This window comes from Corallococcus sp. AB038B, assembly GCF_003668955.1.
Classification (GTDB): domain Bacteria; phylum Myxococcota; class Myxococcia; order Myxococcales; family Myxococcaceae; genus Corallococcus; species Corallococcus exiguus.
In genome coordinates, this window is sequence record NZ_RAWO01000001.1 from 1,278,476 (window position 1) to 1,296,294 (window position 17,819).

The 17,819-nt window shown below is 69.7% G+C and carries 12 protein-coding genes; 7 read left to right on the forward strand and 5 right to left on the reverse strand.

Annotated elements, in window-relative coordinates:
• The first annotated feature begins 3 nt into the window (after positions 1–3).
• Genes D7Y04_RS45055 through D7Y04_RS05335 form a run of 5 tightly spaced genes read left to right on the forward strand, consistent with a single transcriptional unit; the run spans position 4 to position 4,816 of the window.
• Positions 4–165: a hypothetical protein gene (locus D7Y04_RS45055; protein ID WP_014393983.1), complete on the forward strand. Its 162-nt coding sequence runs from the start codon at positions 4–6 to the stop codon at positions 163–165.
• Positions 165–392, forward strand: coding sequence for a DUF350 domain-containing protein (locus tag D7Y04_RS05320; RefSeq protein WP_014393984.1), 228 nt, complete (start codon positions 165–167; stop codon positions 390–392). Before D7Y04_RS45055 ends, D7Y04_RS05320 begins: the two co-directional genes overlap by 1 nt.
• Positions 393–405: 13 nt before the next feature.
• Positions 406–1,902 (forward strand): polyamine aminopropyltransferase, encoded by a 1,497-nt coding sequence (locus D7Y04_RS05325; RefSeq protein WP_121758517.1) that lies wholly within the window; start codon positions 406–408, stop codon positions 1,900–1,902.
• Positions 1,893–3,524 (forward strand): FAD-dependent oxidoreductase, encoded by a 1,632-nt coding sequence (locus D7Y04_RS05330; protein ID WP_171812309.1) that lies wholly within the window; start codon positions 1,893–1,895, stop codon positions 3,522–3,524. The genes D7Y04_RS05325 and D7Y04_RS05330 overlap by 10 nt, the downstream gene beginning before the upstream one ends.
• A gap of 26 nt (positions 3,525–3,550) precedes the next feature.
• Positions 3,551–4,816 (forward strand): low specificity L-threonine aldolase, encoded by a 1,266-nt coding sequence (locus D7Y04_RS05335; RefSeq protein WP_121758519.1) that lies wholly within the window; start codon positions 3,551–3,553, stop codon positions 4,814–4,816.
• A 73-nt stretch (positions 4,817–4,889) separates the two neighbouring features.
• Here the strand turns inward: D7Y04_RS05335 and D7Y04_RS05340 are convergent, their stop codons facing one another.
• From D7Y04_RS05340 to D7Y04_RS05350, 3 genes are all read right to left on the reverse strand, one after another.
• Positions 4,890–5,321 (reverse strand): cupin domain-containing protein, encoded by a 432-nt coding sequence (locus tag D7Y04_RS05340; RefSeq protein WP_120595972.1) that lies wholly within the window; start codon positions 5,319–5,321, stop codon positions 4,890–4,892.
• A 247-nt stretch (positions 5,322–5,568) separates the two neighbouring features.
• Positions 5,569–7,383, reverse strand: coding sequence for a serine/threonine-protein kinase (locus tag D7Y04_RS05345; RefSeq protein WP_121758520.1), 1,815 nt, complete (start codon positions 7,381–7,383; stop codon positions 5,569–5,571).
• Positions 7,380–8,249 carry a DUF2381 family protein gene (locus D7Y04_RS05350; protein WP_121758521.1) on the reverse strand — a complete coding sequence of 290 codons (870 nt, stop codon included), beginning with the start codon at positions 8,247–8,249 and terminating at the stop codon, positions 7,380–7,382. The genes D7Y04_RS05345 and D7Y04_RS05350 overlap by 4 nt, the downstream gene beginning before the upstream one ends.
• A 130-nt stretch (positions 8,250–8,379) precedes the next feature.
• Between D7Y04_RS05350 and D7Y04_RS05355 the strand changes: the two genes are divergently transcribed.
• Both D7Y04_RS05355 and D7Y04_RS05360 read left to right on the forward strand, forming a co-directional pair.
• Complete coding sequence (locus D7Y04_RS05355; protein WP_121758522.1) at positions 8,380–9,522, forward strand: hypothetical protein; 1,143 nt, start codon at positions 8,380–8,382, stop codon at positions 9,520–9,522.
• Between the two features lie 13 nt (positions 9,523–9,535).
• Positions 9,536–11,707, forward strand: coding sequence for a bifunctional alpha,alpha-trehalose-phosphate synthase (UDP-forming)/trehalose-phosphatase (locus D7Y04_RS05360; RefSeq protein ID WP_120595969.1), 2,172 nt, complete (start codon positions 9,536–9,538; stop codon positions 11,705–11,707).
• A gap of 21 nt (positions 11,708–11,728) precedes the next feature.
• Here D7Y04_RS05360 and D7Y04_RS05365 read toward each other — a convergent pair whose 3' ends face one another.
• Positions 11,729–14,023 (reverse strand): hypothetical protein, encoded by a 2,295-nt coding sequence (locus D7Y04_RS05365; RefSeq protein ID WP_171812311.1) that lies wholly within the window; start codon positions 14,021–14,023, stop codon positions 11,729–11,731.
• Positions 14,024–14,108: 85 nt separating this feature from the next.
• Positions 14,109–17,771 (reverse strand): DUF3857 domain-containing protein, encoded by a 3,663-nt coding sequence (locus D7Y04_RS05370; RefSeq protein ID WP_120595968.1) that lies wholly within the window; start codon positions 17,769–17,771, stop codon positions 14,109–14,111.
• Positions 17,772–17,819 lie beyond the last annotated feature (48 nt).

The following is a 17,819-nucleotide window of genomic DNA, read 5'->3' on the forward strand; positions in this document are numbered from 1 at the left end:
ACGATGAAGTACCTGGGCGGACTGGTGCTCGTGGCGTACGCGTGGGCCACCTATACGGGCTGGGCCCCATTCAGTGACGAGGAGCGCGGGCGGGTGACCGGCGACGTGAAGCGCGGTCCCGGCGGCGTGCTGCTGTGGACCGGTGGATTCATGGGAGGCAAGTGATGCTGTTGCTCGGAGTGGTGGTCACCCTGCAGGGAGTGCTGGCGAGCGTCATCTATTCGCTCATCGGCCTGGTGGTGTTCGTGGCCGGCTTCTACGTCATCCGCCTCATCCTGCCGTACGACGTGCACAAGGAAATCGAGGTCGACCAGAACACGGCCCTGGGCATCGTCATCGGCTCGTTCATCCTGGGCCTGGCCATCATCATCGCGGCGGCCATCAGCGGCTGAAACACGTGACGCTTTGAACAAGACGCTGCTCTTCCTCACCGTCCTCGTCATCGCGACGTGCGGGCTCATCTACGAGCTCATCGTCGGGACGCTCGCCAGCTATCTGCTGGGGGACAGCATCACCCAGTTCTCCACCGTCATTGGCGGCTACCTCTTCGCCATGGGCATTGGCAGCTACCTGTCGCGCTTCGTGGAGCGCGGGGTGGCCCAGCGCTTCGTGGAGATAGAGCTGGCCGTGGCCCTGGTCGGCGGGCTGTGCGCGCCGATGCTGTTCCTCACCTTCACGCTCACCAGCATGTTCCCCGTGGTGCTGTACGGCAGCGTGCTGCTCATCGGCACGCTGGTGGGGCTGGAGATCCCCCTCCTGCTGCGCATCCTGCAGGACCAGCTCAAGTTCAAGGACCTGGTCAGCCAGGTGCTGACGTTCGACTACCTGGGCGCGCTCGCGGCCAGCGTGGCCTTCCCGCTGCTGCTGGTGCCGAAGCTGGGGCTGGTGCGCACGTCGCTGCTCTTCGGCCTGCTCAACGCGGGCGTGGGGCTGTGGAGCACGTGGTTGCTCGCGCCCGTGCTGGCCAACCCCGTGCGCCTGCGCATCAAGGCGGTGGCGCTGTGCGCGGGGCTGCTGGTGTGCTTCGCGATGGGGGACCGGCTCACCACGTTCTACGAGGATCAGCTCTACGCGGATGACGTCGTCCACGCCACGAGCTCCCCCTACCAGCGCATCATCGTCACGCGCGGCAAGCGGGGCTTCTCGCTGTTCCTCAACGGCAACCTCCAGTTCGCCAGCATCGACGAGTACCGCTACCACGAGTCCCTGGTGCACCCGGCCATGGTGCGCGCGCAGAAGGTGGAGAACGTGCTCATCCTGGGCGGCGGGGACGGGCTCGCGGCGCGCGAGGTGCTGAAGTATCCGGACGTGAAGTCCGTCACGCTGGTGGACCTGGACCCCGCCATCACCGGGCTCGCGACGAACTACGCGGAGCTGGCGGCGCTCAACCACCACTCCATGACGCACCCGAAGATGCGCGTCATCAACACGGACGCCATGCAGTTCCTGGCGGAAGGCGCCAACGCCTGGGACGTCGTCATCGTGGACTTCCCGGACCCCAACAACTTCGCGCTGGGGAAGCTGTACACGACGGGCTTCTACAAGATTCTCAAGAGGCACCTGGCGCCGGGCGGCGTGGCGGTCATCCAGAGCACCAGCCCGCTGTTCGCGCGGCGCTCGTTCTGGTGCGTGGAGACCACGTTGAAGGCCGCGGGCTTCTGGACGCAGCCGTACCACGCGCTGGTGCCGTCCTTCGGTGAGTGGGGCTACGTGCTGGTGGCGCAGGACCGGCCCGGCCGCTACCGCCCGTTGCCGGAGGGGCTGGCGTTCCTGGACGAGGACACGCTGGAGGGGCTCACGCGCTTCTCTCCGGACATGTCCCCGCTGCCGGCGGAGGTGAACCGGCTGAACAACCAGGTGCTGGTGCACTACTACGAAGAGGAGTGGCGCCGGTGGAACTGACGCGGCGCGAGCTGGTGGCCGCGTTCCTGGGCGCCTCCGTGGCGAGCGCCTGTACGCGGCAGGCCGCTCGCGCGCCGGTGCCGGGCGCCATCGTGGACCGGGCGGTGGACACCGGTCACAAGTTGCGCACAGGGCCGCTGCCGCGCGCGCAGGACTTCGAGCCGGTGGGCGTGTTGATTGTCGGCGCGGGCGCGGCCGGGCTGTCCGCCGCGTGGCGCCTGTCCGCCGCGGGCGTGAAGGACCTGCGCGTGGTGGAGCTGGAGACGGAGGCCGGGGGCACGTCCCGCTCGGGCCGCAACGCCGTGTCCGCGTTCCCGTGGGGCGCGCACTACCTGCCATCCCCCCTGGAGGACAAAGGGCCGGTGATGCGCCTCTTGCGGGAGATGGACGCCGTCACCGGCGTGGACGCGGAAGGCCATCCGTCGTTCGCGGAGGAGCTGCTCATCCAGGAGCCCGACGAGCGCGTCTTCTACAGGGGCCACTGGTACGAAGGGCTGTACCTGCGTGCGGGCGCGAGCCCGGAGGACCTGGCGGAGCTGGAGCGCTTCGACGCGCGGATGAACACCTTCGCCGCCGCGCGCGACGCGAAGGGGCGCAAGGCGTTCGCGGTGCCAGTGGCGCTCTCCAGCGACGACGCGGAGTGGACCGCGCTGGATGCGCTGAGCATGGCGCGGTGGATGGAGGCGGAGGGCTTCCGCTCGCCCCGGCTGAAGTGGTTCGTGGACTACGCGTGCCGCGACGACTACGGCACCACCTCCGAGCACGTCTCCGCCTGGGCGGGCATCTGGTACTTCGCCGCGCGGCAGAACGGGAAGGGTGAGCGCAGCGACGGCTTCCTCTCCTGGCCCGAGGGCAACGGCCGGCTGGTGAAGCAGCTGGCGTCGTCGCTGGGCCCGCGTCAGTTGGAGACGCAGGTGCTGGTGCACACGGTGGAGCCGGGAGAGGACGGCTGCCGCGTGCACGCGCTGGATGCGCGCACCGGGGCGCCCCGGGCCTTTCGTGCGCGGCAGGTGGTGCTGGCGTGCCCGCGCTTCGTCGCCGCGCACGTGGTGGCGCCGTGGCGCGAGGCGCGCCCCGCGTGGATGGACGCCTTCGTCTACAGTCCGTGGGTGGTGGCGAACCTGACGGTGTCCGCGCCACCGGCGTCTCGGGGCTTCCCGCTGGCCTGGGACAACGTCTTCTACGAGAGCCGGAGCCTGGGCTACGTGGTGTCCACGCACCAGTCGCTGCGCCAGGACTCGCGCGGGCCCACGGTGCTCACCTGGTACCTGCCCATGGCCGGCGCGGACGTGAAGGCGGAACGCAATCAGGCCCTCTCCGCGACGTACGGGGACTGGGAGGCGCTGGTGATGGCGGACCTGTTGCCGGCGCACCCCGGGGTGGGCGCGCTCGCGCAGCGGCTGGAGGTGCAGCGCTGGGGCCACGCCATGGTGCGGCCCCAGCCGGGCTTCATCTGGGGCGAAGCTCGCCGCGCCGCGCAACAGAGCCTGGGGCGGCACCTGCACTTCGCGCACACGGACCTGGGCGGCATGGCCCTCTTCGAGGAGGCCAACTGGTTCGGCGTGCAGGCCGCGGAGCGGGCCCTGGCGGGAATGGGGCTCAAGAGCGCCAGTTGGTTGTAGGCATCCGAAGCGGGAGGGAAGGGCACATGAAGGACAGTCGCTTCAGCCGGGCGGAGTTCCTCGGACTCACCAGCCTGCTCGCGGGCTCCACGCTGTTCCCGACCCGGAGCCAGGCGGCTCCGGACGGAGGCACGCCGTCCCTGCGCACCACCAAGTCGCCGGGACTTCAAGGTGTCCCCGCCGCGGAGGCGGCTCCCAAGCCGGTCTCGCAAGCCGAGTACGAACAGCTGCGCAAGGGCTGCACCGCGTCGCTGCCCGTCAGCTCCACGTCCGACGACGGCGCGGAGTACGTGCGCATTGGCGAGTGGATGCAGCGCCAGAAGCTGACCAGCGACTTCTACGGCAACGGCGACTTCGTGCAGGCCTTCGAGAAGAAGCTCGCGGACCTGCTGGGCTTCGAGGACGCGTGTTTCATGCCCACGGGCACCATGGCGCAGCTCATCGCGCTGCGCATCTACGCGGACGCGAGCAACGTGCGCACGGTGGGCGTGCACCCGTCGTCGCACCACGTGCAGCATGAAGACGACGCCTACTCCGTGCTGCACCAGCTGCGCGCGGTGAACCTGGGCCCGTGGACGCGGCCGCTGCTGGCGGAGGACGTGACCGGTGCTCGCGACACGCTGGGAAGCGTCAGCGTGGAGCTGCCGGTGCGCTGGCTGGGCGGGCAGCTCCAGACGTGGGAGCAGCTCCAGGAGCTCAAGCGCACGTGCCGCGACAAGAAGGTGAAGCTGCACATGGACGGCGCGCGGCTGTGGGAGAGCCAGCCCTTCTATGGCCGCTCCTACGCGGACATCTGCAAGGGCTTCGACTCCGTCTATGTGTCCTTCTACAAGATGGTGGGCGGCATTGGCGGCGCGATGCTGGTGGGCAACCGCGACTTCATCAAGGAGGCTCGCGTGTGGCGCCACCGGCACGGCGGCAACCTGTTCCACCTGGCCCCGCTGGTGGCCTCCGCCGCCATGCGCTTCGACGCGGCGCTGACCGTCATCCCCGGCTACGTGAAGCGGGCGAAGGCGCTCACCACGCTCATCGCGGCGGACTCCCGCGTCACCGTGCTGCCGCAGCCCGTGCAGACGAACATGTTCCACGTGTTCCTGCGCGGCTCACCCCAGGCCTACAGCAAGCAGCGCGACCGCATCGCGCGCGAGGACCGGGTCTGGGTGGCGGGAGGCTTCGGACAGACGCGCGTGCCCGGCGTCGTGTCCACGGAGCTGCAGGTGAGCGAGGGGCTGGGCTCCATCAGCGATGCCGACGCGGCCCGCGCCTTCCTACGCCTGCTGGAAGCGGCCTGATACCTGGCCGCCTGCCGTGACGTCGGGTGTCAAAGTCAGACACCCGACGTGTGAAACACAGCCTTGCAGTGCGTCAGGCCGCCTTCTTGATGCTGTACTGCGGCTCCTCGGCCTGCGCCTTCAGGAAGAACTCCGAGTCGAGCAGCATCACGATGCGGCCCTTGTCGTCATGGAACGCGATGGGGCCGTGCGCGGTGAAGTGCACGAGCGACTCCTCCAGCGCGGTGGTGGCGGGGTGCTCGGCGCCCAGCGGCTCGAACTCGTAGTCGCCCGCGCGGGTGATGCCCAGGCGGTCCTGCGTCGAGCCGGAGAGGATGAAGATCTCCGCGGGGCCCAGGTGCTTGTGCGGCGCGAAGACGGCGCCCTTCTCCATCTTCAGGATGGCGCTCCACACACCCGTCTCCGCGCTCACGCGCAGCAGGCGGTAGGACGTTCCAGGACCGAGCGGCTTCCACTCGAGGTCCGCGGTGTGAACCAGTCCATTCATCATCGCCGTTCCGGACATGACAGCCTCCTCGCTCAGCCCTGCGTCTGTGTGTCTTCAACCATGATAACGCCCAGGAAGGAAAACCTTGCAAGTTAGTCTCACGTGTCGGGTTGTTGTCTTTAAACCACCCCTTTGTCTCAGGAAGATTCCACGACGGCTGTCCGCCAGCGCCGCTGCCGGTCGCATTTTCTGATCAGGCAGCAAGCATCCGGTGATTGTGGACCCATGTGGAAAACCGCATGGGAGGGCGTCCCCTTCGTCCTGCTCAGGGCCAGCGGTCCACCACGTCACCGCGAATGATGTTCTGCTGGGCCTTCACTCGGCCATCCTTGAAACCCTCGGAGGGAATCTCCACCACGAAGCAAACGGGCTGCTCCTCCTGCCCTGGCAGCTTCACGCGGTCATACCGGATGACGGCCGCCGGTCCTTCCGAGCGCCCCATCTTGTCGGACAGGTAGTACGCCGTCCCCCGGAAACGTGTCCCAGCCGGAGCCACCTGCACCTGTCGCGGATCAACCGCACCCTTGGGAACAACAGCCACCACCGGTGCACCTACGGTCATCCAGGGGGAGTCACTCGTGGTGTAGCGGTCGTCCGCGATGACCAGGAAGCTTTCGCCCACTTCCCAGTGAAGTTCCTCCCGCATGGCCCGTTCCGCACCGGCTGGGCACGTGAACGCCTCGGGGCGAATCTGGGAACCAGGGCAACCCGCCGCCAGCGCCGCGACAAGCGACAGGGAGGAGCACTCGACGGCCCCGAGAGGGCGCTTCTGCCTGCGAGAGGTGCGTCCTGGGTCTGTCGCTTCGAGTGGCGGGGTCTTCACGGGTGAACCTTCCTTGAGGGCGGCGGTGACTGCGGGAGCCGGTGTGGATACGGGCGTCCCGCCGGCGGGTGACATACCAGGGGCGGCGAGACTGGACGGCGCGGAACGCGAGGCCCCGGAGGCCGGCGGCGTGGCAACGGCGGGCGGCGCGTGCGGGGGCCATGCTCCGGGACGAAACCCATAGGCCACAGCGGCGGCGAGCGCGATGCCCGCGACGACGAGCGCGAGCCTTCGCCCCCTATGGCGGGAGCCTGGCCTCAGGCTGACGTGCCGCTCGTGTGGAGACGCATGTGGCGGCGGCGCCATGCCGGTAGGAGAGGCGCGGTCAATCGGTTCAACCTGACGCTGCTCCGAGGGTGCATGCGCCGGCATGTCGTAATCGTCGCCGGGCGAGGCAAGCAGTTCAGCGAATTCGCGACGCAGCGTTTCGGTGTCGACCGGGCGCCGCTTGGGGTCGCGCGAGAGAAGATCCTCGACGAGATCGCTCAACGCTTCGGGAACGCGGGCATTGACCGTACGCGCAGCGGGCGGCGTCGCAACGGGGCTGTTCAGCGAAAAGCGCCCGTTGAACTCTGTCGGGCGCGGATCCGTCAGCAGCTCATAGATCATGGCGCCGACCGCGAAGATCTCGTCCGCCACCTTGAAGGCGTACCGTGCCCGCTGTTCATTCCTGTGCTCTCGCAGGAACTGGAACTGCTCTGGCGCCCGGAAGCGGTCTGTTCCCGGAGGCAGCCCCCCGTCCGTCAGCTCTTCGGCCAGCGTGTAGGTCGCACAGCTGAAGTCGATGATGACGGGCTCACCGTCGCTCTTGCGGACCAGGACGTTGCTCAGCTTCAAGTCGCGATGAAGCACGCCCCGGCCGTGCATATAGGACAGCGCGGCGCATAGCTTTTCGAAGACCTGCATGAGCTCACGCACCGTGGGGTGCTTGCGCTCCTTCCATTCCGCCAGCGTCCAGCCCTCCGCGTAGTCGAGTGCGATGTAGGCGTTGCCACTCTCCGCGTATCCGTAGCCCCTGTGCCCGATGATGTTGGGATGGTCCAGCAAGAGGAGCGCCGTCAACTCGCGCAGCATGCGGGCATGGGTCTGCTTGTAGTCCCCGCTGGATTCACGGTGGCGCGCGATCTTGAGCGCGCTTTGCTTGCCGCTCTTCTCCACGAGATAGACGACGGCGAACCCTCCATTGCCGAGTTCGCCCAAGACGCGCCATCCGTCCACGACGGCGCCCGACGGCAGCCTGAGCAGGGTCGCGGTCATTGAGCTTCCCCTGGAGCAGGTCTTGGAAAGCGCACCTCGGGGATGGTGAGGGTACGTTCCCCGTCCCCGCGTACCTCCAGGGTGAACGTGAGGCTGGGCTCCACCTCTTGTGTGTTCACGATCACGAGCACCCGACGCTCCTCTCCTGGCGGAATCGCGCCCTCTTGGACGTTCACGATCCGTGCCCTCAGGGGGCCTCCCATCCGGCCTACCAACAGTGCTTCTCGCGGCGTCCAGGCGGGCCGGTCAGCCTCGTTGAAGACGCGGACATCCACCAGCACCCATCCCTTGCCCCGGAAGGACATGGCCTTGGCGGAAGAAAGCCCCTGTGAGCCGGGCTTGACCGCGTTGACCTTGGAGGTCGTGACGCCCATCCCGTCCACGTAGCCCAGCAACACGAAATCCTCCGGCTGCGGCACCCTGGCTTGAGGTCCGTTCTGGCAAGCGACGTCCGGCGGTTGGGGCCGCTGCACATCGATCCGCGTGTCGACCTCGGACGGGACGGTCACCAGCGAGAAGGCGGCTCTCGCGGGTGCGCTGCCGTCCGCGAAGAAGACACCCATCACCTGCCGTTCGTCCTCCCGGAGGTCCGACACGGCCTGGACGATGACCGACCGCTCCCCTGCATCCAGGACGCGGATCCGCGACTCGTCGAAGGTGAGGGACTTCCGCTGAATGGGTGAGGGAAACAGAAGCAGCGTCGGTGTGTCCTGGGTGACGTGGACCACTGGAAGAGGTTCACCCGCGATCCTCGCGACGGTGACGGGCCGCTCCCGCCTGATACGGCCCCCAGGTGACGCCTCTGCGTGCGCCGCCGCTCCCCCTGCGAGCGCGAGCACCAGGGCCAATCTGAAAGGTTGGAACAAGGATGCGTGACCTCCCACATGGGGACGCTACCATCGCCAATACCTGCTCAGGGCCACTCTCGGGGCCACTCCAGCTCCCAGGTGAGGCTTCGTCCGGGGACGCGGGAGGGCTGGTAGGCTCCAGGGCCCGATGCCCCGTCTCCTCTCGCCCGCCCAGGCCTGGCTGTTCGGCCCTGGCGTGGACCTCTCCGTGTTCGCCGGCAGCGCGCTCGTGTCCGTGGTCTTCGTGCTGGCCGCGCCGTGGTTGGGAGCGGTGGGGGACACGCCCGCGTGGGCGTGGCTCCTGTTCGTGGTGGGCGTGGACGTGGCGCACGTCTGGTCCACGCTGTTCCGCACGTACCTGGACGGCGAGGAGGTATCGCGCCGCCCGGGCCTCTACGTGGGCGCGCCGCTCGCCGCGTACACGGCGGGCGTCTTCGCGTACATGGTGTCTCCCGGCACGTTCTGGAGCCTGTTCGCGTACGTGGCGCTGTTCCACTTCATCCGCCAGCAGTACGGCTGGATGGCGCTCTACGACCGCAAGGCGCGCGTGTCCGCCTTCGAGCGGCGCCTGGACGCCGCGGCCATCTACGCCGCCACGCTGGGCCCCGTTGTGTGGTGGCACGCGAACCTGCCTCGCTCGTTCTGGTGGTTCGTGGAGAACGACTTCATCTCCGGCCTCCCGCAGTGGATGGGCACCGCGGCGCTGGGCGCGCACGCGGCGGTGCTCACGCTGTGGGTGGGCTTCCAGTGCTTGCGCATCGCGCGGGGCGAAGGCGTGCAGGCCGGCAAGGTGCTGCTGGTCGTGGCCACGTGGGTGGCGTGGTTCGGCGGCATCGTGCTCGCGCGGGACGACTTCGCGTTCACGGTGATGAACGTGGTGCTGCACGGCGTGCCGTACTTCGCGCTGTTGTTCCGCTACGCACGCGGACGCCACGCGGAAGGGGGCTTCGGCGAGCTGGGCGTGCTCCTGCGTGCGGGGCTGCCGGGCTTCCTGCTGTTCCTCGCGGGACTGGCGCTCTTGGAAGAGGGGTTGTGGGACGTGCTGGTGTGGCACGACCGCCCGGTGTTGTTCGGCGACAGTGGTCCTGTCCTGGAGGCGGATATGCTGGCGCTCGTGGTGCCGCTGCTTGCGCTGCCGCAGGCCACGCACTACGTGCTGGACGCCTTCATCTGGAAGGCAGGGAGGGAGCCCGCGTTGCTGGTCCGGCTCGGTTGGGCACGGGCGGGGCAGGGGCCCTCAAACGTCAGCCAGGCGCACAAGGTGGTAGCCATTCCCGGAGGGGGTGAATAGAGCTAGTGGGTCTATGGCTCGACTCCTGCTCGTTTCGAACCGTCTTCCCGTCACCGTCAAGGCGGAGAAGGATGTCGTCTCCGTGGTGCGCAGCGCCGGAGGGCTCGCCACCGGGCTCAGCCGCCCGCATGAGCGCTCTGGAGGCATGTGGATCGGCTGGCCCGGGGATGTCTCGCGGCTGACGGACGCCCAGCGCTCGCAGGTGGAGAAGCAGCTGGCGGACCTGCGCTGCGTGCCGCTGTATCTGTCCGCCAGCGAGGTCAGCCGCTTCTACGAGGGCTACTCCAACCGGGTGCTCTGGCCGCTGTGTCACTACATGCTGGACCGCGTCCCCCGGCAGGATCGGGACTGGGACGCCTACCGCAAGGCGAACGAGCGCTTCGCCGACCTGGCCGCGAAGCACTATCAGCCGGGCGACACCATCTGGGTGCATGACTACCAGCTCATGCTGGTGCCCGGGATGCTGCGCCAGCGCCTGCCGCACGCGCGCATCGGTTACTTCCACCACATCCCGTTCCCGTCGTCCGAAATCTTCAGCACGCTGCCCCGGCGCGGAGAGCTGCTCAAGGGCCTGCTGGGCGCGGACCTCATCGGCTTCCACGCGGTGAGCTACGTGCGGCACTTCTCCGGCACGCTGCTGCGGCACCTGGGGTTGGACACGGACATCGACCGCGTCCTCTTCCAGGGGCGCGAGGTGCGCGTGGGCGCCTTCCCCATGGGCATCGACGCCACCGCCTTCGAGACGCTGGCGCGCGAGCCCGCGGTGCTGGACGAGGTGAAGACGCTGCAGGAGCGAGCCCGCGGAGAGCGGCTGCTCGTGGGCATCGACCGGCTGGACTACACCAAGGGCATTCCCCGGCGCCTGCTCGCGGTGCAGCGCGTGCTGGAGCGGGAGCCGGCCCTGCGCGGGCGCCTGCGCTTCATCCAGGTGGCCGTGCCCAGCCGCACGCAGGTGCAGGCGTACGCCGAATACCGCGAGACGGTGGACGAACTGGTGGGCCGCATCAACGGCCTCTACGGCACGGTGCACAGCACGCCCGTGCACTACCTCTATCGCTCGCTCAACGAGAAGCAGCTGGTGAGCCTCTACCGGGGCGCGGACGTGATGCTGGTGACGCCCGTGCGCGACGGCATGAACCTGGTGGCCAAGGAGTTCTGCGCGGCCCGTCCGGACGAGGACGGCGTGCTCGTGCTCAGCGAGTTCGCGGGCGCTGCGGCGGAGATGCGCGACGCGCTTCTCGTGAACCCCTACGACGTGGAGGGCATGGCGGACGCCATCGAACAGGCGCTGGAGATGCCCCGGTCCGAGCGCCAGGAGCGCATGCACTGCCTGCGCGCGGGCGTGAAGACGCGGGACGTGCACTGGTGGGTGGCCAGCTTCCTGGACCGGCTCCAGGGGCTGCCCTCGGTGGCGGAGAAGCCGCCGCTGCCGGACGGCATGCTCGCGTTGGACAAGCTGAAGGGGCCGGGCCGCAAGGTGCTGTTCCTGGACTACGACGGCACGCTCGTGGGCTTCGCTCCCATGCCGGAGATGGCCGCGCCGGACGCGGAGCTGATGACGCTGCTCCAGGAGCTGTGCGCCCGGCCGGATATCTCCGTGCACATCGTGAGCGGCCGCCCGCGTGAGACGCTGGATGCGTGGTTCGGTGAGCTGCCCGTGGGGTTGCACGCGGAGCACGGCCTGTGGTCGCGCATGCGGCGGGGCCAGCCGTGGCAGGCGCTGCCGGGCGTGTCCTTCGAGTGGAAGCCGAAGGTGAAGCCCGTGCTGGACGCGTTCGCGGCGCGGGTGACGGGCTCGTTCGTGGAGGAGAAGACGGCGTCGCTCGCGTGGCACTACCGCAAGGTGGACGCGGAGTTCGGAGCGCTCCAGGCGCGCGAGCTGCGCCTGCTACTCTACGAGAAGTTCTCCCAGGAGCCCATGCACATCCTGCCCGGAGACCGCGTGGTGGAGGTGCGGCCCCGGGGCGTCAACAAGGGCCGCGTGGTGCCGGAGGTTCTGAAGGACGAGGGGCCGGACGTGCGCGTGGTGGCCCTGGGCGACGACGTCACCGACGAGGACCTCTTCGCCGCGGTGCCCCCGGGCGGCATCACCGTGCACGCGGGCAACAAGCACACGTGCGCGGCGTACCGCGTGGAGGGGCCGCCGGAGGTGCGGCGGTTCCTGAAGGCGCTGCTCGGGAAGTAGCCGCGGGGCGCGGCGTGGGCTTCAGAGATTGAAGCCCACGTTGCCCACGGAGATGCTGGGTCCGAAGATGAAGGACCACTTGCTGGAGGGCACCACGGTGTCGGTGGTGGGGTCGCCGCTGGTGCGCCGGGTGATGTCACCCCGGAACTCGCGGGCAATCCATGCGTTGGCACCCACCGCCGCGCCCGGGCCAATGGGCACGCGCAGCCCCAGGCCCAGCACGGCCGCCAGCGTGGGCGGGAACTGGATGTCTCCGGACTGCGGCACCAGGCCCAGGCCCATCAGGCCCATCTCGATGCCCAGCAGGCGCTCCTGGCCTTCGTTGTTGAGCAGCGCCAGTCGCGACAGCACGCCGAAGTTGATGGCCAGCTGTCCCGTGGGCTGCGTCGCGCGGTAGAGGCCCGCGGGGATGGTGGCCATGGTGTAGAGGCGGAACATGCCGCCGCGCACGATGGCGGTCCACTGCGCGGACGGCAGGCCCGTGCGGTCCACCGTGGAGAGGGCGTAGCGGGACTCGTCCGCGACGTGCGCCACCTGCACGAGGATGCGGTCGTACTGGCCCAGGTTGCCCTGCACGGGGATGACGCGCACCTCGCCCTTGGGCCGCAGGAACAGGCGTTGATCCACGCTGCTCTCGCCCCGGACGGAGTTGTCGGACTTCGTCACGGTGATGCGCAGGGTGATTTCCTGGTTGCCCTCCTCCAGCGTGAGGCGCTCGCGGTGGATGATGACGCGGCAGGTGTTGCGCATGCCGTACTCCAGCCGGTGAGGACGGCTGGGCGCGAGCTTCTCGTCGTTGCCTTCCTTGTCCGCGCAGATGAACTCCACCAGGTTCTCCACGTTGGTGGGCACGCTGGCTTCACGCACCGCGCGCTGCACGCGCTCGTTGGTGACGAACAGGTCGGACGTGGCCAGCTCCGCGGGTAGCGTGGGCAGCCGGTAGGCGAAGCGCAGCGACACGAAGCCGCCCGCGGTGGCCTCGCCCTGGATGAGCGTCGTGGTCTCGCGCATCGTCACGGTGTACGCGCCGCCCAGCGGGCGCAGCACGAAGCGGCCCAGGCCGCCATTGGACGCCACCGTCACCTCCGCCGGGCGGTTGGTGGGCACGAAGTCGATGCTGCCGTGGCCGGGCAATTCCAGCGTCGCGCGAGGGTCCGGCACGGGCTTCGTGTCCGCCGTCTCCGACGCCACCACCGTGCCGTCCACGCGTGAGGTGATGGCGGTGACGGTCACCTGCGGCTCGTTGGTGCCGCTGGTGCGCAGGAGCACGTAGGTTCCGTCCTGCGCCTTCACCACGCGCTCCACGCGCACGCGCGCGCCGTTCACCGTCCACAACAGGCCGCGCGGGTCGTGCGCGCAGGCCGGGTCCAGGCGCATCACCAGACCGGAGTCCTCCGCGTCGCGCAGCACCGTGCCATCCACCGCGGTGATGGGGCACGCGAGCACGGGCAGCGTCTCGGAGAAGGACGTCTCCAGCGCGTCGCCCTTCGCGAAGAACACGCGCGGCACCAGCCGCAGGCGCAAGCTCACCGTGGGGTTCAGCCCCGGCACGTTGCGGATGGACACGGCGCCTTCGGTCACCTCGCAGCGCGCGGTGCCGCAGTCCACGGACGCGATGGCCTCCGAGTGCGTCACCGCCGCGTAGCCGGGGCCCTTGGACAGGTCCACGCCGGAGGACTGCACCAGGGGCCGCGTGAGCACGGTGCGGCCGGGGCGCAGGCGGAAGTATTCGTCGTCCAGGAAGCGCCCGTTGGCGTCGTACGTCGACACGCCCGCACCCCGGCGGCCGTAGGCGGGGATCCACGACAGCGTCGCGTCCGTGGGCAGGCCGGGCGTCAGCGGGACGGCGCACTCGTTGGGGGCGTTGGGCTCCAGGCAGAAATCCTGGCCGTCCACGGAGGCCGTCTTCGGATCCACGCCCCGGGGTGTGCCGGACCAGGCGATGGCCACGTTCTTCAGGCCGGTGCCCTTGAGCTCCAGGCGCCCGTCGTCCGGGTAGAACGTGGTGGCGGCGCTGTCGATGCGAGGGAAGGGCCCGGTGGCCACCACCACCACGGTCTCGGTGGTCGTGGCGCAGGAGGCCTCGTCCGCGGCGACCTTCAGCTCCAGCGTGCGGCTGGCGTCATCCGCGCGCGTGGGGGGCTTGAGCGTGCGGCCCTCCAGCACCCAGCCGCCGCGCACGGGGCCGCACAGCACGCCCTTGGGGATGACCTCCACCGCCCGGCCACCTTCGGGGAGCTGGACGACGGGGGTGGCGGCGGTGGCGACCGTCGCCACCAGCAGGCAGCCAAGGACGAGCGCGCGTGCAGGGTGCATGCATCTGCTTAAGCACGGAGGGCCGCGTCCGGGTCAAGCCCTCCGTGCTCATGCGACACCAGGCAGGCGCCGCGAGTGTCCGCGATTACCGCGAAGCCGTCTTCTGCCCCGGCCCCTGCAGCATGATGCGGCGGCCGAAGGCGCGGTCCACCCGGCCCAGGAACTCACGGAACTGGGGGTACTCGTCCGCCTTGATGCGGGCGACGGAGAGGGCCACCTCGCCGTCGGCGATGAGCGCGCCGTTCTCCACGCGGTAGCTGAGCTTCACGCGGCCGAACTGGGTGGTCTCCTCCACCGCCTGCGGCATCTCCGCCACGGTGTAGCCGCCGGGCAGCGTGTAGCGCAGCTTGAAGGTGTTCACCCAGGGGCTGGACATCACCAGGTCGAAGCGGCGCTCGGCGAGCGACGCGTACGCCTGCTGGTAGGTGCGCCCCGTGCCGAAGGGCAGGAAGCGCAGGCTGCCGCCGGGCAGCACCTCCGCGTAGCGCGGGATGCCCATGTTGAAGTCCAGCGTCACGTCGTCGTCCAGACGGGTGGTGTCGCTGAGCTTCACCTCGCGCACGGTGAGGCCGGGGAAGCTCTGGGCCCAGGCGCGCTCGAAGGTGGACTTGCGCGTGGACTCCGGGCGGTAGGCGCGGCGGTAGTCCGGCGCGGACTGGCCGGACACGCTGCTCTGGCCCTTCACGTCCGCGCCGCCGTCAGGCCGCAGCGCCACGTCCATGGCCAGCGTCGTCTTGTTGTCCTCCGCCTTGGCCTCCGGCGTGGTGAGGAAGTTGCTCGTCCCGTTGGGGTCCACCACCAGCACGTTGGCCACGCGGTCCGCGGAGGGGAGCTCCTTGGCGCCGTGGAACTCCGCCGTGCCGTCCAGGTACAGGTCGAACTTCGGCACGTACGCGATGGCGTGGTTGAAGGCCGCCAGCGACGCGGGCTCCGCGTCCAGCGCGCCCAGGTTGCGCATGCGCAGCAGCACCAGCCGGCTGTCCACGCCCGCCACCTTCAGCATGGAGTGGATGAGGCTCGCCTTGTCCTTGCAGTCGCCGAAGCGGCGCGCGAGCACGCGGTCGACGCGGTAGGGCTTGAAGCCGTGGATGCCGAACTCCAGCGCCACGTAGCGGGTGTTGGTGACGACGAAGGAGTAGATGGCGCGCACGACGGCCAGCTGGTCCTTGCGGTCCACGCCGGTGAGCACCTGGTCCACCGTGGTCTTCAGCTCCGCGTTGGGCTGGAGCTGGTCGCGCACCAGGCCCCACCAGTAATGGCCCACCTGGTCCCACGTCTTGTACGTGGAGATGTGCAGGTTCTGGGCGACCTCCGCCCAGCCCGGCATGCCCGGCTCCGGCACCACCTTGGAGACGTGCTTCGCGCCAAAGCGGTACACGGTGCGGCCGGACTCGGGGGCCTCCTGCTGCTGGTCCACGCCGGCCAGGCGGCTCTTGTTCCAGTACAGCGGCCGCTCCTTGGGCATGTCCACGACGTACTGGAAGCGCACCTTCGGGTAGACGCCCTGCACGCTCTCCACGTCACCCCAGTAGTCCGACAGCAGGTTGTCCTGCGCGGTGTCGTCCAGGCGGTAGGTGAGCTCCAGCGTGTCACCGGCGGCCAGCGACGGGAACGACAGGATGCGCGCGCGGGCGTCGTAGTACATGCCCGTCCACGGCTCGTTGATGTTGCGGTCCGCGTCGCCGTAGCTGTCCACCACGGAGCCGTCCGGCTTCGTCACGCGGGCGCGCAGCACGCGCACCTCCTGGCGGTCCGGCGAGTACGTCACCGGCACGCTGCGGAACGCGTCCACGCCGCGCTGGTTGTACACGCGCACCACCATCTGCTGCATGCGGCTGGACAGGCCGCTCTTCTGCACGCGCACGTAGGTGTTGTCCACGAGGTACAGGGCGTCCTCGTTCATGTAGCCCTCGGCCTCCTTGGACAGGGGCTTCGAGTCCACCAGGTACTGGGTGCCCGCGCTCTCGGACTCACCCTTGAGCGTGCGCAGGGCTTCCTTGAGGCCGGGGTTCTGCGGGCGCAGCACCAGCGACTTCTCGAAGGCGGCCAGGGCGGGCTCGCGCTGACCGGCGGCGAGCAGCGCGCGGCCCTCGCGCTCATACACTTCCGGTTCATCCGGGGAGAGCGCCTTGGCCTCGGTGAAGAGGACGGTGGCCTCCTCCGCGGCGCCGTTGGCGGCCTTCAGCTCCGCCAGCCGTACGCGGCTGCCGTTGTCGAAGGGGTTCAGGTCGGTGAGCTTCGCGTACTCGCGCTCGGCGGCGTCCACCTTGCCCGCGTCCGCGAGCATGGAGGCCAGCTGGCGGCGGGTGTTGGAGTCGTCGTAGCGCAGCGCCAGCACCACGCGCATGCGGTCCATGGCCTCCTGGGCGCGGCCCAGTTGACGGGACGCCGCGGCGGCCACGCGCACCACGCGGGGCACGCGCGGCTGCTGGCGGAAGGCCTCCTCAATCAGTGCGTGCGCCCGGGCACGCTCGCCCAGGGCCTCCGCCGCGCGGGCGAGCAGCAGGCGCGCGCCCGGCACGTTGCGGCCGTCCTCTACCTCCAGGATGGGAGCGAGCATCGGCTGCACGCGCTCCGGGTGGCCGCGGTCCATCTCATGGTCCGCCAGCGCCAGGCGCGCCGGGGCGTAGGTGGGGTCCGCCTTCACGGCGGCCTCCAGGAAGCGGCGGCGCTCGTTGAGGTCGTCCGTCTGGGTGTTGGCGGCCAGCACTTGCAGACGCGCGTCGTTGGGGGCGCTCTCCGCCGCGAGCGCGGCCTCGGCGCTGGCGGTGTGCTCGCGCTCGTCGTACGCGCGGAAGAAGGACAGCACCTGGGCGTAGTCGCCGCGCAGGGCCGCGTCGTCCGGGCTCTTCTCCACCAGCGCGCGCAGCGAGGAGGTCAGCGTGGGCAAAGGCTGCGGCGCGGGCGCGGGCATGCGCTCCAGGGCGGGGGCCTTGGCGGGCAGCGAGGCGCGGGCGGACGCGGACTCCGAGCGCAGGTAGAAGCCCAGCGGGCCGGACTCCTGGCACACCTTCACCAGCACGCGGTTGAGGCCCTTCTTGAGCTTCACCGACACGCGCGTCTGGTCCGGGCGCGGCAGGTTGTAGCGGTCCTCCTTGGACGCGAGCTGCCCGTTCACCCACAGGCGGTAGCCGCCGGAGGTGCCCAGGCCCAGCCCCACGCGCGTGTCCTGGGGCACTTCCAGCCAGGTGAGCGCGTACGCCACGGACTCCTTGTTGGGGCGCACGGCGGTGGCCAGGTCCACGTAGCCGTCCGCGGACGTGACGGACAGCTTGCGCCAGGTGGCCTCGTGGCCCTTGGCGCCGGGGTAGCGCGCGGTGAGGTCCAGGTTGGCGGCCTCCGGACCGAAGTCCGTGTCGCAGCCGGCCTTGCCCTCGTTCTCGAAGCCGCCCACGACGTAGTAGTCGTTGACGAAGCCCAGCCACTGGCGGACCTCGTTGGCGCGCACCATCCGGCCGCGCGAGCGCTCCGCGTCCATCAGCAGCAGCTGCGCGGTGGTGCGCGTGTTCGCGTCCGACGTGCGGCGCGACGCAATCTGCTGGTAGGTGCTCACCAGCGGGGTGAGGTCCTCCACGTCATCCACCAGCGCGTGCATGCGCAGGAGCGCGGCGCCGCCGCGTGGCGAGTTGGCGGCCTTGACGGCCTCGGCCGCGTACTCGCGGGCCCGGTCGTCCGCGTTCGGCTTCGCGAGCCCCAGCACGGGGCAGGTGAGCACGACAAGTGCGGCCAGCGATGTGAAACGCGACATCCGTTCTCCTCGAAGTTCGACGGCGCCCGGGGGCAGGCAGGGGGCGAT